26 protein-coding genes and 1 pseudogene are annotated in these 24,072 nt (G+C 62.1%); 19 read left to right on the forward strand and 8 right to left on the reverse strand.

What is annotated here, in order from left to right:
• Positions 1-8 precede the first annotated feature (8 nt).
• Positions 9-1,076: a UDP-glucuronic acid decarboxylase family protein gene (locus ACVWYI_RS25555; RefSeq protein ID WP_456663513.1), complete on the forward strand. Its 1,068-nt coding sequence runs from the start codon at positions 9-11 to the stop codon at positions 1,074-1,076.
• 476 nt (positions 1,077-1,552) lie between these two features.
• On the opposite strand, the gene ACVWYI_RS25560 is transcribed toward ACVWYI_RS25555, so the two are convergent.
• Positions 1,553-2,050, reverse strand: a complete 498-nt coding sequence (locus ACVWYI_RS25560) for a ferritin-like domain-containing protein (RefSeq protein ID WP_247446022.1) — start codon at positions 2,048-2,050, stop codon at positions 1,553-1,555.
• Between the two features lie 250 nt (positions 2,051-2,300).
• On the opposite strand from ACVWYI_RS25560, the pseudogene ACVWYI_RS25565 reads away from it, so the two are divergent.
• Together ACVWYI_RS25565 and ACVWYI_RS25570 are read left to right on the forward strand one after the other, a co-directional pair.
• Positions 2,301-2,673, forward strand: a pseudogene (locus tag ACVWYI_RS25565) (NADH-quinone oxidoreductase subunit B family protein).
• Between the two features lie 110 nt (positions 2,674-2,783).
• Positions 2,784-3,116, forward strand: a complete 333-nt coding sequence (locus ACVWYI_RS25570; RefSeq protein ID WP_456663514.1) for a hypothetical protein — start codon at positions 2,784-2,786, stop codon at positions 3,114-3,116.
• A 932-nt stretch (positions 3,117-4,048) separates the two neighbouring features.
• Here the strand turns inward: ACVWYI_RS25570 and ACVWYI_RS25575 are convergent.
• The 3 genes from ACVWYI_RS25575 to ACVWYI_RS25585 all read right to left on the reverse strand — a co-directional run bounded on the left by ACVWYI_RS25575 (position 4,049) and on the right by ACVWYI_RS25585 (position 5,088).
• Positions 4,049-4,222, reverse strand: coding sequence for a hypothetical protein (locus ACVWYI_RS25575; RefSeq protein ID WP_456663515.1), 174 nt, complete (start codon positions 4,220-4,222; stop codon positions 4,049-4,051).
• Positions 4,223-4,387: 165 nt separating this feature from the next.
• Positions 4,388-4,855 carry a metallophosphoesterase family protein gene (locus ACVWYI_RS25580; protein ID WP_247443403.1) on the reverse strand — a complete coding sequence of 156 codons (468 nt, stop codon included), beginning with the start codon at positions 4,853-4,855 and terminating at the stop codon, positions 4,388-4,390.
• A 14-nt stretch (positions 4,856-4,869) separates the two neighbouring features.
• On the reverse strand, positions 4,870-5,088 hold the full coding sequence (locus ACVWYI_RS25585; RefSeq protein ID WP_247443401.1) for a DUF6894 family protein: 219 nt from the start codon (positions 5,086-5,088) through the stop codon (positions 4,870-4,872).
• A gap of 139 nt (positions 5,089-5,227) precedes the next feature.
• Here ACVWYI_RS25585 and ACVWYI_RS25590 point away from each other — a divergent pair, with 139 nt between their 5' ends.
• The 12 genes from ACVWYI_RS25590 (at position 5,228) to ACVWYI_RS25645 (ending at position 17,356) form a co-directional block, all read left to right on the forward strand.
• On the forward strand, positions 5,228-5,350 hold the full coding sequence (locus tag ACVWYI_RS25590; RefSeq protein ID WP_247443400.1) for a DUF3556 domain-containing protein: 123 nt from the start codon (positions 5,228-5,230) through the stop codon (positions 5,348-5,350).
• 145 nt (positions 5,351-5,495) lie between these two features.
• A complete protein-coding gene (gene coxB, locus ACVWYI_RS25595; RefSeq protein WP_456663516.1) occupies positions 5,496-6,506 on the forward strand; it encodes a cytochrome c oxidase subunit II in 1,011 nt (336 codons plus the stop codon).
• Between the two features lie 2 nt (positions 6,507-6,508).
• The gene (gene ctaD / locus ACVWYI_RS25600) at positions 6,509-8,416 is read left to right on the forward strand and encodes a cytochrome c oxidase subunit I (RefSeq protein WP_456664576.1); all 1,908 of its coding nucleotides are present in this window, start codon (positions 6,509-6,511) and stop codon (positions 8,414-8,416) included.
• A complete protein-coding gene (locus tag ACVWYI_RS25605; protein ID WP_456663517.1) occupies positions 8,413-9,012 on the forward strand; it encodes a cytochrome c oxidase subunit 3 in 600 nt (199 codons plus the stop codon). Before ctaD ends, ACVWYI_RS25605 begins: the two co-directional genes overlap by 4 nt.
• The gene (locus ACVWYI_RS25610) at positions 9,009-9,362 is read left to right on the forward strand and encodes a hypothetical protein (RefSeq protein WP_456663518.1); all 354 of its coding nucleotides are present in this window, start codon (positions 9,009-9,011) and stop codon (positions 9,360-9,362) included. The genes ACVWYI_RS25605 and ACVWYI_RS25610 overlap by 4 nt, the downstream gene beginning before the upstream one ends.
• Positions 9,350-10,273 (forward strand): cytochrome c oxidase assembly protein, encoded by a 924-nt coding sequence (locus ACVWYI_RS25615; RefSeq protein ID WP_456663519.1) that lies wholly within the window; start codon positions 9,350-9,352, stop codon positions 10,271-10,273. Before ACVWYI_RS25610 ends, ACVWYI_RS25615 begins: the two co-directional genes overlap by 13 nt.
• Before the next feature lie 72 nt (positions 10,274-10,345).
• Positions 10,346-11,137 (forward strand): heme-binding protein, encoded by a 792-nt coding sequence (locus ACVWYI_RS25620; RefSeq protein ID WP_456663520.1) that lies wholly within the window; start codon positions 10,346-10,348, stop codon positions 11,135-11,137.
• Between the two features lie 110 nt (positions 11,138-11,247).
• Entirely contained in the window at positions 11,248-13,086 is a 1,839-nt protein-coding gene (locus ACVWYI_RS25625; RefSeq protein WP_456663521.1) for a PQQ-dependent dehydrogenase, methanol/ethanol family, read from the forward strand.
• Entirely contained in the window at positions 13,070-13,909 is an 840-nt protein-coding gene (locus tag ACVWYI_RS25630; RefSeq protein ID WP_247353259.1) for a substrate-binding domain-containing protein, read from the forward strand. The genes ACVWYI_RS25625 and ACVWYI_RS25630 overlap by 17 nt, the downstream gene beginning before the upstream one ends.
• The gene (locus tag ACVWYI_RS25635; RefSeq protein WP_456663522.1) at positions 13,909-14,544 is read left to right on the forward strand and encodes a c-type cytochrome; all 636 of its coding nucleotides are present in this window, start codon (positions 13,909-13,911) and stop codon (positions 14,542-14,544) included. Before ACVWYI_RS25630 ends, ACVWYI_RS25635 begins: the two co-directional genes overlap by 1 nt.
• 20 nt (positions 14,545-14,564) lie before the next feature.
• Complete coding sequence (locus ACVWYI_RS25640; RefSeq protein ID WP_247353256.1) at positions 14,565-14,939, forward strand: c-type cytochrome; 375 nt, start codon at positions 14,565-14,567, stop codon at positions 14,937-14,939.
• Between the two features lie 5 nt (positions 14,940-14,944).
• A complete protein-coding gene (locus tag ACVWYI_RS25645; RefSeq protein WP_456663523.1) occupies positions 14,945-17,356 on the forward strand; it encodes a glucose/quinate/shikimate family membrane-bound PQQ-dependent dehydrogenase in 2,412 nt (803 codons plus the stop codon).
• Positions 17,357-17,380: 24 nt separating this feature from the next.
• On the opposite strand, the gene ACVWYI_RS25650 is transcribed toward ACVWYI_RS25645, so the two are convergent.
• Genes ACVWYI_RS25650 through ACVWYI_RS25660 form a run of 3 tightly spaced genes read right to left on the reverse strand, consistent with a single transcriptional unit; the run spans position 17,381 to position 19,816 of the window.
• Positions 17,381-19,150 carry an SDR family oxidoreductase gene (locus tag ACVWYI_RS25650; protein ID WP_456663524.1) on the reverse strand — a complete coding sequence of 590 codons (1,770 nt, stop codon included), beginning with the start codon at positions 19,148-19,150 and terminating at the stop codon, positions 17,381-17,383.
• 32 nt (positions 19,151-19,182) lie between these two features.
• On the reverse strand, positions 19,183-19,599 hold the full coding sequence (locus tag ACVWYI_RS25655) for a hypothetical protein (protein ID WP_456663525.1): 417 nt from the start codon (positions 19,597-19,599) through the stop codon (positions 19,183-19,185).
• Positions 19,600-19,621: 22 nt separating this feature from the next.
• Positions 19,622-19,816 carry a hypothetical protein gene (locus tag ACVWYI_RS25660; RefSeq protein WP_456663526.1) on the reverse strand — a complete coding sequence of 65 codons (195 nt, stop codon included), beginning with the start codon at positions 19,814-19,816 and terminating at the stop codon, positions 19,622-19,624.
• 601 nt (positions 19,817-20,417) lie between these two features.
• Between ACVWYI_RS25660 and ACVWYI_RS25665 the strand changes: the two genes are divergently transcribed.
• From ACVWYI_RS25665 to ACVWYI_RS25675, 3 genes are read left to right on the forward strand one after another with little or no spacing between them, the layout of a single operon-like run.
• A complete protein-coding gene (locus ACVWYI_RS25665) occupies positions 20,418-20,996 on the forward strand; it encodes a TetR/AcrR family transcriptional regulator (RefSeq protein ID WP_456663527.1) in 579 nt (192 codons plus the stop codon).
• 39 nt (positions 20,997-21,035) lie between these two features.
• The gene (locus ACVWYI_RS25670) at positions 21,036-21,560 is read left to right on the forward strand and encodes a carboxymuconolactone decarboxylase family protein (RefSeq protein WP_456663528.1); all 525 of its coding nucleotides are present in this window, start codon (positions 21,036-21,038) and stop codon (positions 21,558-21,560) included.
• Positions 21,561-21,564: 4 nt separating this feature from the next.
• Positions 21,565-22,011 (forward strand): DUF302 domain-containing protein, encoded by a 447-nt coding sequence (locus ACVWYI_RS25675; protein ID WP_456663529.1) that lies wholly within the window; start codon positions 21,565-21,567, stop codon positions 22,009-22,011.
• A gap of 63 nt (positions 22,012-22,074) precedes the next feature.
• On the opposite strand, the gene ACVWYI_RS25680 is transcribed toward ACVWYI_RS25675, so the two are convergent.
• Positions 22,075-23,286 (reverse strand): MFS transporter, encoded by a 1,212-nt coding sequence (locus ACVWYI_RS25680; RefSeq protein WP_456663530.1) that lies wholly within the window; start codon positions 23,284-23,286, stop codon positions 22,075-22,077.
• An 84-nt stretch (positions 23,287-23,370) separates the two neighbouring features.
• On the opposite strand from ACVWYI_RS25680, the gene ACVWYI_RS25685 reads away from it, so the two are divergent.
• Positions 23,371-24,069, forward strand: a complete 699-nt coding sequence (locus ACVWYI_RS25685) for a TetR/AcrR family transcriptional regulator (protein WP_456663531.1) — start codon at positions 23,371-23,373, stop codon at positions 24,067-24,069.
• Positions 24,070-24,072 lie beyond the last annotated feature (3 nt).

Here is a 24,072-nt window from a genome sequence, read left to right on the forward strand (position 1 = left end):
GCAGCGCCATGACACTTCAGACCCGCATCCAGGCGTCCCGCCGCTCCCCGACGGTGCTGATCGCCGGCGGCGCCGGCTTCATCGGATCCCACCTCTGCGACGCGCTATTGCAACGCGGCCACACGGTAATCTGCCTCGACAATTTGTTTACGGGAACGATCAGCAATATCCGGCCGCTGCTCAATCATCCGAGTTTTCGCTTCATCGAACATGACGTACGCGATCCCGTCGAGATCGAGGGCGATATCGACGGGATCTACAGCCTCGCCTGCCCGGCGTCGCCCCGTCATTACCAGAAAGATCCGGTCGGCACGATGAAGACCTGCGTGCTTGGCACCATCAACATGCTGGAGCTCGCGCGTCGGAAGGGCGCCCGAGTGCTGCAGGCATCGACAAGCGAGGTCTACGGCGATCCCGAGGTGCATCCCCAGCCGGAATCCTATCTCGGCAACGTCAACGCGATCGGACCCCGAGCCTGCTACGACGAAGGCAAGCGGGCCGCGGAAACGCTGATGTTCGATTACCATCGCATGTACGGGGTCGAGATCAAGATCGCGCGCATCTTCAACACCTACGGTCCGCGAATGCTGGAGAACGACGGGCGCGTCGTCTCCAACTTCATCGTGCAGGCACTGCGGGGAGAGCCGATCACGATCTATGGCGGTGGTACGCAGACCAGAAGCTTCTGCTTCATCGACGATCTCGTGCGCGGCCTCCAGCTGCTCATGGAGAGTCCATTATCAGTCACCGGGCCCTGCAATTTGGGTAATCCGCACGAGGTTACGATCGAGGCGATTGCCCGCGACGTGCTGGCGTATACAGAATCAGGCTCCCCGCTTCGGTTCGAGGAGCTGCCTAAAGACGATCCGAAGCGGCGCAAGCCTGTCATTGACACAGCCGTGAAGGTGTTGGGGTGGCGCCCGCGCGTGGCGCTCAAGGATGGTCTCCGGGCGACCATCGCGTATTTCGCCATGCGCATGGCCGGCGAAGCGCCGACGCTTGTTCCGGCCGCTGCACCTCGCAGGAGCGGACGTATTACTGCACGCGGCCGGTTGACGATTGCCGATCAGGGGTGATCCAGCCACCGGACGAGAACCCGCAAATGCGACGGCGACCGGAGCGTGAGCTGGTTGGTCTGGCCACGCTGGCGCCTGACTCTGTCACGAGCGCGAATTGGCCGCGCGACGGATGGGCTTGTCGAGGTCCTCAACGTAGTGCTCGTATTCGGAGATGGCGCGATTGGCCATCGAATCCGGTTGGTGTGGCCTTCCTCGACCATCATGGTGATACACTGCGCCAGGAATACACACGTCTCGAATTCATCGCTGATAGCCCCGCCACGGGCGAGAAAGTCCCACGCGATCGCGTAAGCCTGCTCGGCGGCGGGATTGCGATAGTCGCTGAAGATAATTTTCGTCATCACAGCCCAGCTAAAATGGCGTGTATCGTTCCTGCAGGTCTCTGCACAAACAGCCGAGTTCAGCAACCGCCAAGCCGCCGGTCTCGCGGCAAGCGGGACCGGCGGCTTGCCTGTAGCGGCGACCGGATGGCGTCACGTCGCCTGACGCTGATGCGCCAGATATTCCATCGTCACCTTCTCGACGTTTGAGTCGATCCAGGCGGCCATGCGCTGCTCTTCCTGCAAGGACGTCTCGAGCAGATCCTTTGCTTCAGCCACCCCGGCGGCGCCGCAGAGGGCGAGCAGAGACTTGTAGGCAGCGATCTCGAAGTTCTCGAACGCGTTGTTGGCGAAGGTGTTCTTGAGAATCTCGTCGCCGGCGACAGAGTGCGCCATAGCCTGCATGTTCGCCATCACGGATTGGGTCGTATCCTTGAGGCTGGAGGAGTTTTCGCCGCAAGCTTCCAGACATCTCTCGAGCCGCTTGAGCTGTTCGTTGGTCTCCTGAAGGTGAGCGACGACTTTCGCCTTCACCTCAGGATATTCATCCAGCCGTTCCGACTGACGTTCCATCAGCTCCCTTGCCTGCACTTCCATCGCGTGCGCATTGCTTAGTCCGACCACGAATGTATCGCGTGCTACGTTAGCCATTTCCTGTTCTCCTTCTCATTGGCCTTGCTGCGGCCCAACCGCAATTTTCGCGGATCGTTCCTACCGGATATCTGGGTAACCGTGCAGGCTCTGGTCTCCCGCCTAAGGCTAACCTGCGATAACAGAACACAAATACAATTCGTCGCCGCAGGAACGCCGCCGACGAGCTGCGGTTTCCCAGAGCGTGTGGTCGCATCCCAACTAGCCACAGCGCTCAGGACAGCCGGACAACGCCTCCGATCCCTATTTCATGAGCATCCGCGACGATCTTGCCGACAAGGGTTTCTTCGGCAACAGCGGAGGAGTTCGGGCTTGCCTGCTGCGCGGTCGAGATGATGCAGATGTCAATGCCGCGCTATGACGCGGAACGTTTCGGATTCGCGCCGCGAGCATCGCCACGCCAATCCGACGTGATCATCGTGGCCGGCACCCTGACCAACAAGATGGCCACCCCGGATTGGGAAAGTGCGAAGACGTCGCTGCGTGCTCTTGCGCCACTTGCTGCGCAGATCGTCATCACCGGACACGGCGCGGCCATGCAAGGTCCGGAGATGCGCGCCGCTCTCTACGCGCTTGCTGGACGGTTCGATGAAGTTGCCGTGCCTTCGCAATACCGGCATTGAGACAGCGTGTGCCGTCGATGACGACGGCAACGCCGAATGAATTTGCGTGGGTAGGAACGGTCGATGCCGCTCATGATTGGTTCGACATTGAAAGCTCAAGGAGAAACAGCATGCGTAAGACAATCTTGATGATCTTCACGGCCGCGATGCTCGCAGGCACTTCAGTCGGCGCAGCGTTCGCGCAAGGTGCCGGTGGCGCGGGCGGTGGTGGCGCCGGTGCTGGCGGCGCGGGCGCCGGTGCTGGCGGCGCGGGCGCCGGTGCTGGTGGCGCGGGCGCCGGTGCTGGTGGCGCGGGCGCCGGTGCTGGAGCCGGCGGATCCGCCTCCGGCGGCGGCGGTGGCGGCATTACGCATGTCGAGCGGGGTGGCCAAGGTGCCTCGAGTCCTCCCGGCATGCGCAACGAGACGACTCCGCCGTCCAATGGCACCATGCCGCGTCGTTAGCGTTCGCGGTTCGGGGTCTCGAAGCCGCACCTTTCCGACCAAAGAGGAAACGTTGAAAAGGGCCGACGAAGCCGGGCTGGTGGAAGATTGCGAAGGCCAGCCCGCTCTTGAGGACGAGCTCAAGATCAAGGCGTGCTCGCCGGATCCGAACGTCAAAACGACGAAGACCTTGATTGGACGCCGGCGAAGCCGGCGTCCTGATCCAGGTCAGCATCCTTTGCAGATGCTTTTGATCTTTCGATCTACGGTGGAGCCCTGGGAATTTTCAGACTGGATTTCCGCGTCGCCTTGCATCAACGGACCTGGTGTCGCCGTTCCATCGATCCGTCCGCTGCTGGTTCCGCCCGCGAGGTTGCCGGGTCGGCCGACGGTGGTCGATCCTTGCGGGCCCCCGCTCGATTGAGCCGTTCCTGCTGCATTTGTCCCGCTGGCCGCTGTGCCCCGGGACGCGTCGCCGGCGTTCCCTCTGTCAGACGGCAAACTGCCGGTTTGGCTGGTTGTCGCCGAAGTCCCCCCGCCCAAAGCGCCCCCGGCGCCGACGCCACTGGTGCTGCTCGCGCTTCCGCCCCCGCCCGAACTGCCGCCGCCGCCTCCTCCGCCACCCTGCCCCCAAGCGGCGCCTGTCGAGCCGCAGGCCAACAGGGCGACCAGCATCATGGCAGAACTGATCTTGCGCATCGTTTTTCTCCATCGTCTTCCGGAACGGGTCGCACGTTCCTGTGGGCCAATGTCTCAGCTCCTGTGACGATCGTCGTGCGTGTGATGCTCATCGCGCTCACCACCGCCTCCTGAGACGTGCGACTTCCGGTCACTTGTGGGAGCCCCCGGCGTCGGGGCTTCATGTTCGCGCCCTCCCTTTTCAGGATGCTTGCGATCCTGCTGGGAGGACCCGGGTCCACCGAACCGTTCTGTGTCAGAGTTCTTGTGGGGCATCATCGATCCTGCTGGTAGCCTTGGTTTGTGGTGTTCTGCTTGATGTTGCCTTGACGTCCCTGGGTGTCGAAGTTCTCGCGGCTGGGGATTTTTTCGCTGGTCTCGGTCTTTGGATCTGAACCGGGTCCCTTGTCGCTGCGCTGCTCTGCCGGTACGGGGGGCATTTTTGACATTGCGTGCTCCTTTTTGGGTCTTCACAACCATCATGCAGACCAATGAGATGCGGCTACGGTCGTTCCTCGCGCTTGTACTGACGTCTGTCCTTAGCAACGAACGATTCCGGCCCGGGTTGTCCAAGGTGATGATGACGGGAGCTGGTAGGTCGCACCTCCACGTTTTCACCTGCCGAGCTCGTGAACGATGGGCCGCAGTTCGCCGCTCTCATCCAGATCGAGCGTTGCCAGCGTAATCGGCAGCTTGAAGCGCCTCGGTCCGGCACTCCCCGGATTTAGAAATAGTATTCCGCCGATTGTGTCGATTTTCACCCGATGCGAGTGGCCGGAAACTACAATGTCGATTCCTCGTTGGGCGGGGTTTGCCTTCAGCTCCTTGAGATCGTGCAAGATGTAGAAGAAGCGCCCCGCAAGGCGCACTGTTTCGGTCTCGGGGTAGCATTTTGCCCACTCGCCCTTGTCGACATTGCCTTTGATGGCTGTAACAGGCGCAATCCGGCGAAGGTGTTCCACAACATCGGGAGCGCCGATATCGCCCGCATGGATAATGTGCGACACGCCCGTGAGGCAGCGCTCCACCTCCGGCCTCAGTAGTCCATGCGTGTCGGAGATCACTCCAAGCTTGAACGTCATGTCATGTCGCAACTTCAGTGCAGGACATCCAGTGGTACCCGGCCGATCTCGTCGCCGTCCCGATTGGTGACGAGGATCGAGAAGTGACGGCCCTCAAGCTCGGGACGCTCCTTCAGGAGCCGCTTGGCGATCTCCTCGGCGACATCGAGAGCCTGGATGTCATCCGGCAAGTCGGCGCCCTCTTCGTCAGCTACGGTTTTCGAATCCACCAGGTCAAAATGATAGTGCGGCACGTCGCCCCCTCGCATCTGTCGCAGAAACGCGCGATCCCAAACCTTCGTTCCGGCGCGGGCGCGTGGACTTCTGGCACGTTCAGGAACCTGCGGGTCACCGGGACATTGCTGCTGAGGACGTTCGGAACTGGATAGACCCATGCTCGACGAACTGCGCGTGTTAGTCCAGCCCGGAGCGGTCATCGCCGTCCTCGCCGTCTTGCTGCTCATGGCCGCGGGTGATGCGGTTATCTTCATCGCCGCCAGGGGATGGCCATTCTAAATTCGCGGTCTGACGAGCAACGTTGGACATATCTTCTTTCTTCTAAGCTCTCTTGCAAAGGCTGCGCGCGGCTCGCTCCAACAGCAGATAGGAACCTTTGTAGGATCGGCCAGTTCCCGCCTGTGAAGGGGAACCGCGAGCGTCTATGCCAGTCTGGGTGCGAATTGTCCTGGTGCTATGCACGACTTGGCCGCTTGTTGCGTGCGCCGGCCGGCAGTCGACGCTCGACCCGCAAGGGCTGCAATCCGAGCAGATCCTGCATACACTATTCATCTTTCTCGGGGTTGCTGCGATCGTCTGGATCGCAGTCGTAATCGTGCTCGCCCTCGGAATGTTGCGCCGGAAGCGCTTGGCCGATCAGCCGCTCGATCTCCATCAAGCCTTCGAAGAACGCACGGGCCGAGTCATCATTGGGCTGGGCGTTGCAACCACGGTGATCGTGCTCGGCCTCTCCTTCGTCAGCTATGCCGGGCAGCGCATCGTCTTCGCCAAGGGCGAGAACGCCCTCACGCTCAAGATCATCGGACACCAATGGTGGTGGGAGGTTCGCTATGAGGATGACAGTCCGCATCGGAGTTTCGTAACCGCGAACGAGATCCGGATCCCGACCGGCCAGCCGGTGAAGGTCGAGCTGGAATCTGCAGATGTGGTCCACAGCTTCTGGGTGCCGAGCCTGACCGGGAAGATGGACCTCATCACCGGGCAAAAGAACGAGTTGCAATTCACCGCGAAAAACGCCGGCGTCTATCGCGGACAATGCGCCGAGTTCTGCGGACTTCAGCACGCGCACATGGCCTTCGCGGTGATCGCGCTACCGCCGGACGAGTTCGGCCGGTGGCGCGATCGTGAGAATCAGAGCGCGAACAGCCCCGCGGATCAGCTCGGCAAGCAGGGCGAGGCTCTCTTCCGGGCCCGCGGCTGTGCCTTGTGTCACAACATCAGCGGCACACTGGCCGGCGGGCAGCTCGGCCCGGATCTCACGCATATCGGCAGCCGCACGACCATCACGGCGGGAACGCTGCCGAATACCCCGGCGACGCTCGGCGCCTGGATCGCCGATCCTCAGCACATCAAGCCCGGCAACCTCATGCCGAAGATGCCGCTGCAATCGGGCGAGCTCATCGCGATCCTTCATTATCTGGAGCAGCTCAAGTGAGCATGGCCGCTGAACCGAATGAGTTGCGGGACGACGTCCTGAATGGCCTTCAGCTTTCCACGCAACTGCAGAAAGTGTGGCGCACGCCGTCCGGACTGGTCGGCGCGCTTATGTCGGTCGACCACAAGGTCGTGGGACGTCGCTACATCGTGACTGCATTCGCATTCCTGCTTCTCGGCGGCATTCTTGCGATCCTGATGCGCGTTCAGCTTGCCGGGCCGGAGAAGACTTTTCTCTCGGCGGACAAGTACAATCAGATCTTCACGATGCACGGCTCGACGATGATGTTCCTGTTCGCCGTGCCGGTGATGGAGGCGTTCGCCGTCTATCTGGTGCCGCTGATGGTCGGTACGCGGAACATCGCCTTTCCGCGACTGAACGCCTTCAGCTATTGGATGTTTCTGTTCGGCGGTTGCTTTCTGTGGATCTCCTTCCTGTTCAACGCCGGCCCCGATGTCGGCTGGTTTTCGTACGTTCCTCTCTCCAGCCTGCAGTTCACACCGACCAAGCGGGCCGATGTCTGGGCGCAGATGATCACCTTTACCGAGGTCGCGGCGCTCGCGGTCGCCGTCGAGATCGTCGTGACTGTGTTCAAGCTCCGCGCGCCGGGCATGACCCTGGACCGCATTCCCCTGTTCGTCTGGGCCATGCTGGTCACAAGCTTTCTGGTGATGTTCGCGATGCCGTCGATCATGGTCGCGTCCACGTCATTGATCCTGGATCGCCTGGTCAACACCCGCTTCTATGATTCCTCCTCGGGTGGCCACCCCCTGCTCTGGCAGCACCTGTTCTGGTTTTTCGGCCACCCCGAAGTCTACATCATATTCATTCCGGGAACGGGGATGGTCTCGGCGATCCTCGCTACGTTCGTGCGCCGGCCGGTGATCGGCTATCCCATCGTCATTCTCTCCTTGATCGCGACCGGCTTCCTGTCGTTTGGCCTGTGGGTCCACCACATGTTCGTCACGGGCCTGCCCCAACTCGGCGCTGGCCTGTTCACGGCGTCCAGCATGCTGATCGCGGTGCCGAGCGGGCTGCAGATCTTCTGCTGGCTGGCGACGCTCTGGGATGGACGCCCGGTTTACCGGACGCCGCTATTGTTCGTGATCGGATTCATGGTGATCTTCGTGCTCGGCGGGCTATCCGGCGTAATGGTCGCTTCGGTCCCGATCGACACCCAGGTGCACGACACCTATTTCATCGTAGCCCACTTCCACTATGTTCTGATCGGTGGCGCTGTGTTCCCGCTGGTCGGCGCGGTCTACTACTGGTTTCCCAAGATCGCCGGCCGCATGCTGAGCGAAAGACTCGGGCGCTGGAATTTCTGGCTGGCCTTCATCGGCTTCAACGTCGCGTTCTTTCCGATGCACATCCTCGGGCTGATCGGAATGCCGCGCCGGGTCTACACCTACACGGCCGACATGGACTGGGCGCATTTGAACCTCTTGTCCAGCGGCGGTGCCGTCATTTTCGCGATCAGCTTCGCGCTGCTTCTGGTCAATGTGATCTACAGCCTGCGCAAGGGTGAGCTCGCGGGCGACAACCCCTGGAATGCCTCGACGCTGGAATGGGCCACCTCCTCGCCGCCTCCGCCGCAGAATTTCGACCGCATTCCGGTGGTCAAGCACCGCGATCCGCTGTGGGCCGACAGCGAGAGCCTGCCCGTGGTCGCGGGTCTGAGTGCCGGGCGGCGCGAAATCCTGTTGACCTCGCTCGCAGAAGCGGAGCCGCAGATCCGCGAGGCTTCGCCCGAGCCGAGCATCTGGCCGCTGCTCGCCGCCATCGCGACGACGGTGTTCTTCATCGGCTCGATCTTTACACCCTGGGCGATGCTCTGGGGCACGCCGCCGATGGCCGTCACCTTGATCGGCTGGTTCTGGCCGGCCGGCAGCAAGGAGGACGAGGAGTGAGACAAACCATCGTCCGCAATGTCGCTGAACTGCCGACTTACGGTTACGGCCCACGCAGCGGACCGTGGTGGGGCGCCATGGGCTTTATGGCGCTCGAAGGCATGGGCTTTGCCATTGCCATCGGCGCCTATCTCTACCTCTACGCCGTCAACCCAACTTGGCCGATCGGCGCCTCGCCGCCCGATCTCTGGCCGGGCACGGCCGAGACCGTGATCTATCTGCTCAGCATCATACCCAACGAATATACCAGCCGTGTGGCGCATCGGCAGGATCTCGCAAAGGTCCGCATTTGCCTGATCGTGATGGCCGCGATCGGCATCGCGCTTCTGGTGCTGCGCGGCTTCGAATTCGCACATCTCAACACCCGTTGGGATAATTCCGCCTACGGCTCGATCGTGTGGCTCATTCTGGGACTGCACACGACCCACCTTGCCACCGATGTCGGCGACACGGTCGTACTGGCCGTACTGATGTTCACGCGCCATGCGAAACCGCGCCGCTTCAGCGACGTGACCGACAACGTGTTCTATTGGAACTTCGTCGTGCTCGCCTGGCTGCCGCTTTACGTCGTGCTCGATTGGATACCGCGCCTATGACCGAAGCTGACGGACATTCCAGGTTTCTTTACTGGGCCGGCGTTGCGCTCGGGCCCATCGCGTGGGCCATCAATTTGCAAGGCGTCTACGTCCTCGAGCATTTCTCCTGCGAAAAGACCAGGACGAGCGGCGCGATTGTGAGCGCGGTTCTCGCTATCGTCTCGCTTGCAGGCGCGCTGATTTCGGCCCGTGCGGTTCGGCGCAGCGCGGAGGCTGGATGGACGGATGCGCGGGGTGGCGGGCCCAGAACGTTCATGGCCTGGCTCGGCGTCGGCTCCGGCGTGCTGTTCGCGCTGGTGATTGCGAACCAGCTCGCCGCGTCGCTCATGATCAGCCCATGCCTGCGCTGAGCTTTGCAGCACTGCTGCTTGCGCTGCTCGCGGGTCGGGCCGATGCGCACGGACTATCGGATGTCGATCCCGGCTCGCTGTGGAGCTACGACCCTTGGCTGATGGCCCCGCTCTACGCGGTGGGGATCGGCGTCTATGTTGGAACGCAGCGGCTCTGGCACCATGCGGGAGGTGGCCGCGGCGTCAGCTTCCGCCAGGTCGCGGCGTTCTGGACCGGATGGCTGGTCGCAGCTCTTGCCGTGACCTCCCCGCTGCACTGGCTCGGCGAGCGCCTGTTCACTGCGCATATGGTCGAGCACGAACTGCTCATGGTCGTCGCGGCACCGCTGATGGCGTTCGCCCGGATCAATGGCCCGCTGCTGTGGAGCCTGCCAGCCCGGCTTCGCCCGGCGGCGGGTCGCATGCTCAATCTGCCGGTGCTGGCGTGGCCGTGGCGTTTTGTGAGCCACCCCATGAGCGCGACCATTCTCCACGGCGCAGCGCTGTGGATCTGGCATGCACCACCCCTCTACGCCTGGGCACTGGAGAATTCCGCGGTCCATCGCCTCCAGCACATCAGCTTTTTTGCGACCGCGCTCTTGTTCTGGTGGGTGCTGCTGCACGGTCGGGGCCAGGGCCGCAGCATCCGAATTCGCGACGGCATCGCGGTCGCCTGCCTGTTCATCACCATCCTGCATTCCGGCGTGCTCGGGGCCTTGCTGACTGTGTCGACGCGGCTCTGGATCCCGGGCCAGGGCGCCCTCGCGGGCGAATTCGGCCTCTCGCCGCTGGAAGACCAACAGCTCGCCGGCATCCTCATGTGGGTGCCGATGGGCATACTCTACACAGGAGCGGCGTTGTTCTTTGCTCACCGGTGGCTGACTGCGAACGATGGCCACTCCCACCTGCCGCTCGTTCAACATCCGGGCTGAGCGACGCTGCATAGGAACCGCCACTTCTCCTCGAACGTTCGCCTGCCGATTGCGACACTCCACGGAGGCCACATGGAAAAACGATCCGTCATGGCGGCAACGGCTATCTTGACCGCGGCATTCTTGTTGCCTGCAGTTTTGAACGCGCAGGACCAGCCCCAGCCAGGCATGTCGTGCCCGGTCGACCATGACAAGCTCGCAGATATCCTCAAGAAGAGCGTCAAGCCGGGCGGCGGCCCGAGCAACGGAGGCCTCGACAACAACGAATGGGCTGCTGTCGTCAATCGACAGGGTGTTGTCTGCGCAGTCGCCTACAGCGGCCGCAAGGCCGATGATCAGTGGCTTGGCAGCCGTGCGATCGCAGCCGAAAAGGCCAATACTGCCAATGCGTTCAGCCTGAAGGACAAGGCGATGGCCACGGCCAATCTCTACGCGGGCGCGCAACCTGGAGGATTCCTGTTCGGCGCGGCTCTCAGCAACCCTCCATCCCCGGAGGTTCTGTACGCCGGCACTCCGGACGAATTCGGGACGCCCCACGATCCGATGGTCGGCAGGCCTGTCGGCGGCGTGATCGTCTTCGGAGGCGGGCTGGCACTCTACGACGGCAACGGCGTCGCCGGTGCGCTAGGCGTCAGCGGTGACAGCTCCTGCGCCGATCACAACGTCGCCTGGCGCGTGCGTCACTTGCTCGGACTCGACCGCGTGCCGGCCGGCGTCAGCCCGAACATGAAAGACGCGATCATCTATGACATCGGGGCTGACGGCAAAAGTCCGTCGGGATTTGGTCACCCCAAGTGCAACGGCAAGGAGGATCAGATCGCGGTAGATCTCGGCGCGGGCGTTTCGGGCAATGTCGTGAGATAGCGCTCCGTCAACGTCGGACTTTGGAACCAAGCGGAGGCGCAACGTTTGTACGTTCGCAAGCCGACCTGCAACGCGGCACGGTCCCATCACCGCCGTGGAGATCTTGACAAATGTTAGTGCGTGGCCTTACGCGGTCGCTGAGTGTGGTTTGCGCGTCCTGCGCATTGCTGTCGTCCGCCTCGGCACAAACCGATCTCGCCAGCCGCATGAAGGACCCGGGCCAATGGCCCATGGCGGCGCGCGACTACGCCAACACTCGCTACAGCGAACTCGATCAGATCAACGCCACCAATGCTTCGCGCCTCCAGCTTGCGTGGACGTTCTCGGTCGGCGCCGATCGAGGCCAGGAGGCGGCGCCGCTCGTGGTGGACGGCACCATGTATGTGGTCGGCCCCTATGCGGGCCCCTATCCCAACCGTGTGTTCGCACTCGATGCCACGACCGGTGAATTGAAATGGTCCTACGCACCGAAGCCGGAGCCCGCTGCCGCGGGCGTTGCCTGTTGCGATGTCGTCAATCGCGGACTCGCCTTCGACAATGGCAAGGTCTTCCTCAACACGCTCGACAACCACACCGTCGCCATAGATGCCAAGTCCGGCAAAGAGCTTTGGCACACGAAGCTCGGCGAGATCAACAAGGGCGAAACGATCACGATGGCTCCCGTCGTGGTGAAAGGAAAGATTCTCGTCGGCAACAGCGGCGGCGAACTGGGCGTGCGCGGCTGGGTGACCGCGCTCGACGAGAACACCGGCGCTATCGCTTGGCGCGCTTATTCAACAGGCCCGGACAAGGACGTGCTGATCGGCGACGACTTCAAGCCGTTCTACGATAACCTCAAGGGCCAGGATCTCGGCGTGAAGACCTGGCCCGCCGACCGCTGGCAGGTCGGCGGCGGCGGCACGGTCTGGGGCTGGATCTCCTACGATCCCGATCTGAACCTGATCTACTACGGTACTGCCAATCCAAGTCCCTGGAACGCGAACCAGCGCAGCGGCGACAATCTCTGGAGCACCACAATCTTTGCCCGAGACGCCGACACCGGTCGCGCCAAATGGGCCTACCAGGTCAACCCGCACGATCTGTTCGACCACGACGAGATCAACGAGAACGTGCTCGTCGACCTTGAACTGAATGGCCAGCCGCGCAAGGTGCTGATCCATCCCGGCCGCAACGGCTACATGTACGTCATGGACCGCGCCACCGGCGAAGTGATCTCGGCGGACGCGTATGACTTCGTCAACACCTACAAGGGCGTCGATCTGAAGACCGGCAAGATCATCCCGAACGAGGAGAAGACGCCGCTTATCGGCAAGACGGTCGAGAACATCTGCCCGAGCGCGCCCGGCGCCAAGGATTGGCAGCCGACGGCGTGGTCACCGCGCACAAAACTTCTCTACGTGCCGCACCAGCACCTCTGTATGAGCTTCAAGGCTTCTCAAGTCGGCTACATCGCCGGCACGCCCTATGTCGGCGCCGACGTCGATATGTATGCTGGCCCCGGCGGGTATCGCGGCGAGTTCATGGCGTGGGATCCCGTCGCGCGCAAGAAGGTCTGGGAGATCCACGAGAAGCTCCCGGTCTGGAGCGGCGCGCTGGTGACAGCCGGGGATGTCGCGTTCTACGGCACCATGGATCGCTTGTTCAAAGTGGTGGATGCCAAAGACGGCCACGTGCTCTGGCAATTCCGTGCCGGCTCCGGGTTCATCGGCCAACCGATCTCCTATCGCGGGTCCGACGGACAGCAATACATCGCGATCCTTTCGGGCGTCGGCGGCTGGCCGGGGGTGGTGGCGAACGCCGAGGTCGATCCGCGGGTGCGCAACAGCGCCCTTGGCTTTACCGGTGCGACGCAGGATTTGCCGTTCTATACCGCCGGCGGGAGCGAGCTGCTGGTGTTCAAGCTCGGCGGCGCGAATGGTGAGGGCACCAGCCATGCGCCTGCGAAATAGTTATTCCGTCATCCCCCTCGTCATCCTGCTCGGGCTCTCAACCGCTGCGGCCGCAACGGCGGATGGTGAATTTCGCGTCTGTGCCGATCCGAACAATCTGCCATTCTCGAACAGCGCCGAGGCTGGATTTGAAAATAAGCTTGCAGCGATGGTGGCCGAAGACCTCGGCAAGCAGGTGCAATACACCTGGTGGGCGCAGCGCCGCGGCTTCATCCGCAACACACTGAAAGCCGGCAAATGCGACGTCGTCATGGGTGTGCCGTCCGGCTATGATCTCGCCGAGACGACCAAGCCCTATTATCGATCGAGTTACGTGTTCGTCACGCGGCAGGACCAGCACCTCGATCTTTCGTCGCTGCTCGACCCGCGCTTGCATCGCCTCGTGATCGGCGTGCATCTGATCGGCGACGACGGCAACAATCCACCGCCCGCGCAGGCGCTCGGCGAACAGGGCATTGTCGACAATGTCCGCGGCTACTCGATTTACGGCGACTATCGCCAGGCCGATCCGCCGGCGCGCCTGATCGAAGCGGTCGAAAGCGGCGGGATCGATGTCGCCGCCGTCTGGGGGCCGCTGGCCGGCTATTTCGCGCAGCGCTCAGCCGTGCCGCTGACTGTCACGCCGATCCAGGACTACGAGCGCTTTGCGCCCCAGCAGTTCCAGTTCGCCATCTCCATGGGCGTGCGCAAAGGCGACGACGCCCTGCGCGACCGGCTGAATGCGTTCATCGACGGCCATCGACCCGAGATCACCTCGCTGCTGCGAAGTTACGGGGTGCCGCTGGTTGACAGGCCGGTCACGGCGTCCGGAGGACATGAGTGATGTCTGCTCCAGCCCTGCGCGCGAGCGCCCTATCGTTGCTGCTGGCCGCCGTGCCGAACAGCGCCGGACTTGCCCAACAGACACTGCCGCAGTCGCAGGAGGCGCAGATGCCGACGCTGGCTTCACGCCCGAATTTCGGTGGCAGTGTCGGCAATGGCAGGCCAGGCGTATTCATGCAAGTCCCGGTCACCACCCTCTTCCCGGGCGCGCAACCCGATCCGCCGCAAATCAAGAACCCCGTGCAAGGCGATCCCAATGCGGAGCAGCGCGGCATGACCTACTACGTCAACTTCAACTGCGTCGGCTGCCACGCGCCCAATGGCGGCGGCGGCATGGGGCCGGCGCTGAGCAACAACACCTTTACCTACGGCTCGCAGCCCGAAAACATCTATCTCTCGATCTATCAGGGACGGCCGAACGGAATGCCGGCCTGGGGCAGCGTGCTGCCTGACAGCGTGATCTGGGACCTCGTCACCTATATCGGCAAGATCAGCAACGAGCCGAGCCATCAATGGGGCCGGACTTTCTCGGCGAACCCACTGTCGCCTGAAATGGAGCAAGTCCCGACCGAGCAGGTCTCGACGACAGATCCCTGGTCCGCCACCAAGACTTTCAATTTCGGCCAAAAGCCCTGACCGGTAAAGCGGAGCAGCCGATGGTGAGTTCGGGCACACGATTGTTAGCCGCCTCGCTGCTGGCCATGGCAACCGCCGCCTGCGAAGGCAAGGCTGCGGGCCCGGACAATTTCACAGGCGATGCGCGCCGTGGCACTGACCTCGTCAAGCAATACAAATGCGGCGCCTGTCACGATATTCCCGGCATTGCCGGTGCGGACGGTAACGTCGGCCCGCCCTTGCATCGGATCGGCACGCGGACCTACATCGCCGGCTACATCCAGAACTCGCCGGACAACATGGCTGACTGGATCGAGGATCCACAGAGGGCATTGCCGGGCAATGCCATGCCGAGGATGGGTATCCCGCAGAAGGACGCGCGGGACATCGCGGCCTTTCTCTATACGCTGAAGTGACCATCATGACTCCGACACATCGTTCGACGAACTGGTTCCGTGACGCGCCATTGCTGGCCATCACCAGTGTGGTCGTGGCTATCATGGGACTGGGCCTCCTCGCCGGCGGTGCCTGGCTGGCGGCCCTCGGTGGCTCCGTCTACTATCTGATCGCGGGCATCATGCTTCTGCTCACGAGCTGGCTGCTCGCGCGCCGCCGTGCCGAGGCGCTCTGGATTTATGCCGCGCTGCTGGCCGGAACGATGGCGTGGGCGATCTGGGAAGTCGGCCTCGATTTCTGGTCGTTGGCGCCGCGCGGCGACGTGCTCGCGCCGCTGGGCCTATGGCTGATGCTGCCCTTCATCGCGTCCCGTCTGGCGCCTCGCTTGCGCGGCGCGCGATGGGCGCTTGGCCTTGCGTTGGTCGCTGCGGCCGTCGTTGTCGGCATTTCCCTGACGAGCGATCGCCACGATCTTGCAGGCACCATACCAGAGAGCGACACAACGGGCGCCATTGCCTCGTCCGCGCCGGCACCGGCCGCTGCCGGCCAGAACTGGACTGCTTATGGCGGCAGCGCCTTCGGCACGCGCTTCTCGTCGCTGAGCCAGATCACCAAAGACAACGTCAACGACCTCAAGCTCGCCTGGGAATTCCGCACCGGCGACCACAAGGGCCCGGACGATCCCGACGAGATCACCAACCAGTCGACCCCGCTCAAGATCGGTGATCTCATCTACACCTGTTCGCCGCACCAGATCGTGTTCGCGCTCGAAGCCGCGACCGGAAAACTGCGCTGGAAGTTCGACCCGCAGGTTCAGCACAACAAGGCTTTCCAGCACATGACCTGCCGCGGCGTGTCCTATCACGCCACCAAGCCCGGCGCGCTGACCGCCGACGGCACGCCGGCGCCGAGCAATTGTGCGGAGCGCATTTTCATACCGACGAACGACGGACGGATGTTCGCGCTGGATGCGCAGAGCGGCGTGCCTTGCGAGAGCTTCGGCAACAAAGGACAGATCGACCTCAAGCAAGGCAGCGAGATCCAGACGCTCGGCTTCTACGAGGGCACCTCGCCGCCCGTCGTCACGGACAAGGTGCTGATCGTCGGCGGAGCGGTGATCGACAACTATTCCGATCGCGTGCCGTCGGGCGTGATCCGTGGCTTCGACATCTACTCAGGGCGGTTGATCTGGGCGTTCGATGCCGGCAATCCCGACCCGAACGAGATGCCATCGGCCTCGCATCATTTTACAGCCGGCTCACCAAATTCGTGGAGCATTTCCGCGGTCGACGAAAATCTCGGACTCGTCTACGTGCCGCTCGGCTCGAGCTCTCCGGATATCTGGGGCGGCGGCCGTTCGCCCGAAAACGAGCGTTACGATTCGGCCTTGATTGCGCTCGATGTCATGACCGGCAAACTGCGTTGGTCGTTCCAGAACGTGCACCACGATCTCTGGGACATGGATATGCCCTCGCAGCCGAGTCTGGTCGATTTGCGCTCTAACGGCGGCGTGACGCCTGCGATCTACATCCCGGCGAAGACCGGCGACATCTTCGTGCTCGACCGCCGCGACGGGCGTCAGTTGGTGCCCGCGCCGGAAAAGCCGGTGCCGCAGGGCGCCGCGAATGGAGACCGGCTGTCGCCAACCCAGCCTTTTTCGGAGCTGAGCTTCCGCCCCTCCGGCATGCTGACCGACGCGCAGATGTGGGGCAGCACGATGTTCGACCAGCTCGCCTGCCGCATCAAGTTCAAGCGCCTGCGCTATGAGGGGCCGTTCACCCCGCCGTCGGAACAAGGGACGCTGGTGTTTCCCGGAGACTTCGGCATGTTCGAATGGGGCGGCATTGCCGTCGATCCGCAGCGCCAGATCGCCATCGCGAACCCTCAATCCATTCCCTTCATCTCGCGCCTGGTGCCGCGCGGAAAGGACAACCCGGCCGCGCCGAACGCTGCGCATCCGCCGGGCACCGAGCTCGGCGTGCAGCCGATGTACGGTGCCCCCTATGGCGTCGATCTCGGCATTTTCCTGTCGCCGCTCGGCATCCCCTGCCTTGCCCCGCCATGGGGCAAGATCGCAGCGATCGATCTCAAGGCGCACAAGGTGGTCTGGCAGCACCGCATCGGCACGATCCGCGATCAGGCCCCGCTGCCGCTGCCGTTCAAGCTTGGCGTACCCATGCTGGGTGGTCCGCTCGTGACCGCGGGCGGCATCGTCTTCATCACGGGAACGATGGATGACTACATCCGCGCGTTTGACGTTCGCGATGGCAGACAGCTTTGGCAGGACCGCCTTCCCGCCGGCGGCCAGTCGACGCCAATGACCTATGACGCCGGTGGCAAGCAATACGTCGTCACGGTCGATGGCGGCCACGGCTCGTTCGGCACGAAGCTCGGCGATTACGTGCGGGCCTATGCGCTGCCGGAACGATCGCAATAGGGGAAGGCAGCAGCGCGGCGCTCATCACGCTCGGCCGCGCCTCGTTCTCGCGTGTGGTCTGGGCGCACGAGCAACCCTCGAGGCGGCGAAGGCCAGGCAAGCAGCGATCCCAAACACCGCGAGCCCCTTGCTGATCACCCCGGCGGGTGGAAGTTGCTTCCGTGATAGCCAACCGCCATCGATCGATGTGCCCTGCGGGCCGGCTTCGATCATGGTGCCCTCGCTGCTCTTTGCGGGGTGCGCGCGCGACAGCAGGAAGCGGAAGGCAGCTCCCAGGATATTCTCGGTGATCTGCGGAGCCATCGCGTAGGCAAATTGGCCTGCGCGAGCTGGCCAGCCCACGGCGACCTCGTCACGGGGTGCGCGGACAAGGCTCACAAACGTTTCCGCAACGTCCTCCGACTGATACAGCAGCGGACCGGGATCAAGCGTTCGGCCGGACATATTGGCGCCGTGGACGAAGCCCGGGGTATCGACCATGGCCGGGAACACGCCGCAGACATGAATCTTGCGGTGAGTGCTGAGCTCCTGACGCAGGCTCGCGGTGAAGCCGCGCAGGCCGAACTTGCTCGCTGTATAGGCCGCAGCAAAAGGCGTCGGCGCCCAGCCGCCCAGCGAGATGTTATTGATCAGGATGCCGCGGTTCTGGCGGAGGAAGATCGGGAGCACCGCGAAGGCGCCATGCATCGCGCCGAGGAGATTGACCTCGATCGTTCGGCGATGAAGCGCGATATCCGCATCCTGATAGGCCCCGAAAACGCCCGTGCCGGCGTTGTTGATCCAGACGTCGATGCCACCGAACGCGTCTTCGGCCTCTCTGGCCAATCGCTGCACCGCCCCGGCATCAGTGACATCGGTCGGGATCGCCAATGCGCGGCCTCCGAGCGCCTCGCATTCCGCCGCGAGGCTCGTCAGGACTTCGCCGCGGCGTGCCGCCAGGACCACGCTTGCGCCCCTACCGGCGAAGGCCAGCGCCGTGGCACGCCCGATGCCGCTCGAGGCGCCGGTTATGACGACGCGCGTGCCGATCATTTGCTGCGGCTCAGATCCAGAGACGCTCGCGGGAAGCAGCCAGCGCAGGGATCGCCGGAGGCGCTCGGTCCCTTCCGTTTCGAACCAGTCGCCATGCGCGAAGATCACCCGATCCGGAGACAGTCGTATAAGCCGCTCGGCCGCGCCTCGCGCGGAACGGCCGCCGAGACGCAGCAGCAGCCGTAGATAGACCGGCGCCATGCCATTCGGTTTGGAGACGCCGAGGAGGTTTGCCGCAGCCTCGTTTGGCGCGCTGAGATCATTGGAATCGAGGTTTTGCACGAGATCAGTCAGGATCAATGTACGGCTGCGCTTGTCGAACAGCTCGATCTCGGAAAACATCGGCGCATTTATAGAGACGGCTTCGATGTCGGCCTTCCATTCCTGAGGCGTCGTATCTCCGAGCTCGCGATCGATGCGGATGCGTGCTGCTCGAACTTGCCTGCGCGCCGAAAGGCCGCGCGCCGCGAACGTCGTCACCTGCGGCAGCTCCTTCTGCCAGTCGGACAGGAACATCCAGTGCGCGATATTCGGCGCCAGCAGGTACCTTATCGCGCCTAGACGCTCCAACTCACCGCGGAGAGCCGGCGAATATCTCACCGGCGAATGCAGCACGAGATCGCCGTTCGACAGGCGAATGACCGTCATCCGAACGGGGAGTTTCAGACCGGCGGCGCTGATCGGCGCGTCGTCCACGACCCAGATATCGTCCGTCGCGCGTGAAAGACAGGCGGTCGACAAGGCGGCGTCGGAACTTTGCATGAGTGTTTTCCATCACGAGGCGTTTGCTCAAGCTACAGGAGCGACGCTCGTTCCTCGCTAGGACGCTTGCGGGCGTTGCGCCGGCGACGGCGCGCAGCAAGCCGGCCTCTATCCCTCTCCGCCGGAAAGTGCCGCGGGACCACCGGGGCGAGCTCCGGCTCTGACTGGAGTTCTTGGGCGGCGATCGGCGCTTGGTCCGGACGAGCCTCCAGGAGATCGAGCACGGCGCGGCCCTTGGCCGTGATGCGCCACCCGCCGTTTGTCCGGTCGATCAGCCCTTGCGAAAAGATGTCCAGCCCCGGCATCCGCCCGCCGAGCCGTCTGGTGCGCTCTGTCCAGTCGCGACCGCTGGTCGCCAGGATGGCCATATCCCGCTTGAGATCCTCCATGTCAGCGAACCCATCCGGGTAGCTCACCAGGATCTTGAGGACCGTAACGTGGAAATTCACCCCCGCCCCCACATGGCCATCGTCACATCGTCGGAACTTCAGAGAGGGCATTGCGGGCAGCCTGTTTGAGGCAATCCGCAGAGATGTCGCCCCTGCTTGCAGTCTCCAGAAGCTTCGACGCCACGTGGGTACGGGCGCCGATCTCATAGCGGGAAACACTTTCACACACCTCGTCAAGAACGGTGCGCAACAACGCTTTGGTCGCGGTATCGATCATGGAAAGCCCCTGCGGAAAGGTTCACGCTAGGGCAATCGCTTCGCCCTGTGATTCAACATTGTTAATGATCTGAAGAATTTGCACGTTGCCTACGGCGTCCGTCCGGTCCCGGAGCGACGCCGATCACACCGAAGCGAGCGTCCCAAGCAAGCTGCGACGACGTCGCCTGCAGGCGGAACAAACGGGAGCCGGCGCGTCGAGCCTGAACACCCCTTCGGACAACAATGGCGGCGGATCAAGCGCCGCGGCGAAATCTGCCCCTGTCCCGCCCGACGGCACTGACACCAACACCCCGGGGAGCACGGCGCAAAAGACTAACTGTCCGCAGCGATGGTCATAGCGGCGCTTGCCCGAAACCATCGAGCGAACGCGGTCGCACCAGATGATCGCAGATTAGTGCAGAAACTCGGGCCATGGAGCGGGTGAAGGTATCGAACCCTCGTCTTCAGCTTGGAAGTCTCCGAATACAGAATTTCTCTTTGCCGGAATGGCCTTGCGAGTCACGAGCAGAGACAGGACGGGTCCCCAAGGCTTCTCATTGCTGGCGACGTCATTCGAGAAGGTGGTTGACATAGACAGACCTGTCTGTCTATGTCAACTAATGGTCACCTCATCGCCTCGTCAACGCATCTTAGAAACGGCGTCGGAAATGTTTTACGCCCAGGGCGTTCGGGCCGTCGGTGTCGACGCAATCATCGCGCGCGCCGCGGTCGCAAAGGCGAGCTTTTACAAACATTTCCAGTCAAAGGATGATCTCATCGTCGCCTATCTGATGCGACGCGACGAACTCTGGCGACGGTGGCTCGAGGAATCGGTCGGGAGACTGGCAAAGTCCGCGGACAAGCGTCCTCTGGCCGTGTTCGACGCACTCGCGGAGCGTTTTGCTACTAACGATTTTCGCGGGTGTGCGTTTATCAATTCGATGGCCGAACTCGCAGATCGCAGCCACGCAGCGCACGTCGCCGCTGCTCATCACAAGCAGCAACTGACCGCATTTCTTCGCAAGCTGCTTGCGGAAGCGGGAGTAGCGGCTAACCCGCTTGCTGAGCAGTTCATGATCCTGATCGACGGATCGATCGTCACCGCTTTGCGTAAGGGCGATTCGGCTCCCGCGAAAACAGCTAAGCAGATCGCCGCAATGCTTTTGCACGAAGCACGCGAACGAAAGTTCGAATCGTGACATCGCTCATGTCAGATAATGGAGTCATCTATGTCAAGAATGCCCCTGGTTGTCGCTGCGGAAGCGAAAAGTGAGGCCAAAGAACTCCTGGAGCGCACTCAAGCCCAGTTGGGCCGGGTTCCTAACCTCTATCGCGCGATGGCCAATTCGCCGGCAGCGCTTGACGGATACCTGTCGTTCCGAGCCGCGTTGGTCCGTGGCCGTCTAGATAGTCGCCTTCGCGAACAGCTTGCGCTGTTGATCGCCCAAGCCAACGGCTGCGAATATTGCGTGTCTGCTCACAGCCTGCGTGGCAGCAAAATTGGAATTGCGGAAGCTGAGTTAGCGGCCAACCGGCAGGCTCAATCGGACGATCCAAGGGTGGCCACCGCACTTGCGTTTGCGAAGACGCTTATCGAAACGCGCGGCCGAGTCGATGACCGCGCGCTTGCGGCAGTCCGGGAAGCACATTGGAGCGATGAGGAAATCACTGAAGTCGTTGCGCATGTCGCGCTAAATTTGTTCTCGAATTACTTCAATCACGTCGCGCAACCTGCTCTCGATTTTCCCCGCGTGGAGGTCTAATTTCGTGCATAAGACCGTCGTCGATTATGGGCCTGCTTCGGGGCTCTCTGGGGACCATGGCGTTACGGCTTCATTATACCCATTCGAAGAAACGATCAGCCGACTGAAGCGCGCGATCACCGATGCAGACCTCTGGCTCATTCACGAAATAGATCCACAAATGCTGTTGCGTAGAGGCGGATACGAGATTCGCGCTACGCGTCAGCTGCTGTTCTTTCATCCTCGTTTTATGCTGCGGCTTCTCCATGGCGATCCCAGCGCGTTGATCGAGGCGCCGCTGAAACTGGTCGTCATGGAAATGCCGACGGGGGCGGTCATCGTGCGTAGTTCTGATCCGACGGATGCCTTCGCGCGCTATGTCGGTCTTGGAGAACTTGGTCGCGAGCTTTCCGAGCTTTGCGACACGCTCACTGCCGCTGTGACTCAGACCGGCCCCGGCAAGGAAAGTTAGGCGCCTGAAAACGCCATCCTGCGCTTTTTCGTGCAGTTCAATGTGCGGAGAGGAGACCGCGATTCATTCCAGCGTCTTTACCGAACCGGACATTCCGACGCGATCTTGCCAAGACGGCAGCGCAGTCGCCATGAGGACGACCAACGGCAGAGGCAACGACCACAGGGCCATTGCGGGCCATCCAACTTTTTGCAGCAGCCAGCCAGAGCCGACGGAGGAGAGAGCGGTTGCGAGGAATACGAATTGGTCGTGGGTGGCCTGGGCCTTGGCGCGTTCGGACGGCGCATAGGTTTCGGTAAGCAATGTCGACCCGCCGACATAGAGAAAATTCCATCCGACGCCGAGCAGCACCAGTGAAATCCAAAAGGCGGCGACACTCAGTCCGCCGTAGGTAGCGATCGCAATACAAAGAAGGATCAAGCCTGCACCGATCTGCAGAATCGGAATATTACCGAATCGCTTGACCAAAGAGCCTGTCACGAACGAGGGCGCGAACATCGCCAATGCGTGCCATTCGATAACGAATGCGGCGTCCGAATAGGCGTGATGATGCTGGACCATCGCGATCGGAGCCGCCGTCATGAGGAAGTTCATGCTGGCGTAACCGAACATGCTGCTCATGACAGCCAGGATGAAGTTGCCTTGTCGTGCAATGACGGCAAGCGGCCGCGCCTCTCTCTTATGCTCGTCCTCCGCAACGGTCGGGATGACAACGAATGCCTGTAAGATCAGGGCTACCGTTGCAAGACCTACCAGGAAAAGGTAAGTGCCGGTGAACGGGGCCGATAGCAGATCCTTGGTCAACTTGCTTGTCTCGGGACCCGCAACGGCCCCGAAGACTCCCCCCGCGAGCACCAATGAGATTGCCCGGCTTCTGAATGCGGCTCCAGCGATCTCAGCCGCGGCAAATCGATAATATTGTCCAAAGGCGTTATAACCGCCCATCAGTAGCGTACCGACGCACAGAAGCCAGAAGCTGCCCGAGAAGACAGCAAACGCGCCGACCAACGCGCCGATCACACCAATCATGGCCCCCGTAATAAAACCGGCACGCCGTCCTACCCTCTTCATCCATAATGAAGCCGGCACGGTTATGCACGCCGTGCCGAGGACATAGGCCGTGACCGGAAGCGTCGCCAAGGACTTGTCCGTCCCCAGCAATGAATAACCGACCAACCCGTTCAGCCCGACGAGGATGATGTTGTTGGTCAGCAATGCCGCTTGGCACGCTGCCAGGAGCGCCACAACTCGTGTTGGTTTTTCCATGGGCATCATGCGCCCCTCCTGGCAATCGCCTTGACATCCGGCAATCCATTAGATAGTGAGTACATGCTTTCTAATCAAGAGAGGACATCGCGCATGGCCAGTGCCGCAGCCAAACAAGAGCCCCGAGAGCGTTTTTTGGCGGAGGATCGCAAGAGTCAGATCGTGCAGACGGTCTTGCACCTTGTGAACGAACGAGGGGTCGATGCAGTGAGCACTCAACTCGTCGCCGACACCATCGGGCGTTCCCAAGGGGTCGTTTTCCGCCACTTCCCAACAAAAGAAGCGTTGTGGACCTCGGTGATCGAATGGCTTCGGGAGCGGCTGGAAACAGTCTGGGCGGAGGCTCGTGAGTTTCATGACAGCGACAAGTCGTTGAAAACACTTGAGCGCATGTTTTTGGGTCACATCAAACTAATCGATAAATATCCGGGCCTCGCCAAACTCGTGATGTCCGATCACCTTCGTCATCAGTATCCGAGCATCAACGAGAGCTTCCGCGATCTTCATCGCCGCTACGAGAGTCAGGTTATCGCATTACTTGAGGAGGCCGTTCGCTGCGGGATCATCTCGTCGACCATCAACATCCCCGACGCCGCAACCCTGTATTTTTGCACGATCCAGGGCTTGGGGTTCCAATTCGCCATCGCACGTCTGCGTCGAACCCAACTCAATGCAGATGCTGCCCGGCTATTCGAACTGTTGATGCAGGCGTTCCTCGCGAGCGGAGTCGCCGGAACTCGTCCAACATCGGGCAGGCCGCAACGCGCTTCCAAAGCGCAGCACAGACATTGAGCC

The organism is Bradyrhizobium sp. LB13.1 (genome assembly GCF_054056815.1).

Coding starts and splice junctions, on each gene's coding strand:
- ACVWYI_RS25555 (WP_456663513.1), top strand. CDS start 9: ATGACACTTCAGACCCGCATCCAGGCGTCCCGCCGCTCCCCGACGGTG.
- ACVWYI_RS25560 (WP_247446022.1), bottom strand. CDS start 2,050: ATGGCTAACGTAGCACGCGATACATTCGTGGTCGGACTAAGCAATGCG.
- ACVWYI_RS25570 (WP_456663514.1), top strand. CDS start 2,784: ATGCGTAAGACAATCTTGATGATCTTCACGGCCGCGATGCTCGCAGGC.
- ACVWYI_RS25575 (WP_456663515.1), bottom strand. CDS start 4,222: ATGTCAAAAATGCCCCCCGTACCGGCAGAGCAGCGCAGCGACAAGGGA.
- ACVWYI_RS25580 (WP_247443403.1), bottom strand. CDS start 4,855: ATGACGTTCAAGCTTGGAGTGATCTCCGACACGCATGGACTACTGAGG.
- ACVWYI_RS25590 (WP_247443400.1), top strand. CDS start 5,228: ATGCTCGACGAACTGCGCGTGTTAGTCCAGCCCGGAGCGGTCATCGCC.
- coxB (WP_456663516.1), top strand. CDS start 5,496: ATGCCAGTCTGGGTGCGAATTGTCCTGGTGCTATGCACGACTTGGCCG.
- ctaD (WP_456664576.1), top strand. CDS start 6,509: ATGGCCGCTGAACCGAATGAGTTGCGGGACGACGTCCTGAATGGCCTT.
- ACVWYI_RS25610 (WP_456663518.1), top strand. CDS start 9,009: ATGACCGAAGCTGACGGACATTCCAGGTTTCTTTACTGGGCCGGCGTT.
- ACVWYI_RS25615 (WP_456663519.1), top strand. CDS start 9,350: ATGCCTGCGCTGAGCTTTGCAGCACTGCTGCTTGCGCTGCTCGCGGGT.
- ACVWYI_RS25620 (WP_456663520.1), top strand. CDS start 10,346: ATGGAAAAACGATCCGTCATGGCGGCAACGGCTATCTTGACCGCGGCA.
- ACVWYI_RS25625 (WP_456663521.1), top strand. CDS start 11,248: ATGTTAGTGCGTGGCCTTACGCGGTCGCTGAGTGTGGTTTGCGCGTCC.
- ACVWYI_RS25630 (WP_247353259.1), top strand. CDS start 13,070: ATGCGCCTGCGAAATAGTTATTCCGTCATCCCCCTCGTCATCCTGCTC.
- ACVWYI_RS25635 (WP_456663522.1), top strand. CDS start 13,909: ATGTCTGCTCCAGCCCTGCGCGCGAGCGCCCTATCGTTGCTGCTGGCC.
- ACVWYI_RS25640 (WP_247353256.1), top strand. CDS start 14,565: ATGGTGAGTTCGGGCACACGATTGTTAGCCGCCTCGCTGCTGGCCATG.
- ACVWYI_RS25645 (WP_456663523.1), top strand. CDS start 14,945: ATGACTCCGACACATCGTTCGACGAACTGGTTCCGTGACGCGCCATTG.
- ACVWYI_RS25650 (WP_456663524.1), bottom strand. CDS start 19,150: ATGCAAAGTTCCGACGCCGCCTTGTCGACCGCCTGTCTTTCACGCGCG.
- ACVWYI_RS25660 (WP_456663526.1), bottom strand. CDS start 19,816: ATGATCGATACCGCGACCAAAGCGTTGTTGCGCACCGTTCTTGACGAG.
- ACVWYI_RS25665 (WP_456663527.1), top strand. CDS start 20,418: ATGGTCACCTCATCGCCTCGTCAACGCATCTTAGAAACGGCGTCGGAA.
- ACVWYI_RS25670 (WP_456663528.1), top strand. CDS start 21,036: ATGCCCCTGGTTGTCGCTGCGGAAGCGAAAAGTGAGGCCAAAGAACTC.
- ACVWYI_RS25680 (WP_456663530.1), bottom strand. CDS start 23,286: ATGATGCCCATGGAAAAACCAACACGAGTTGTGGCGCTCCTGGCAGCG.
- ACVWYI_RS25685 (WP_456663531.1), top strand. CDS start 23,371: ATGGCCAGTGCCGCAGCCAAACAAGAGCCCCGAGAGCGTTTTTTGGCG.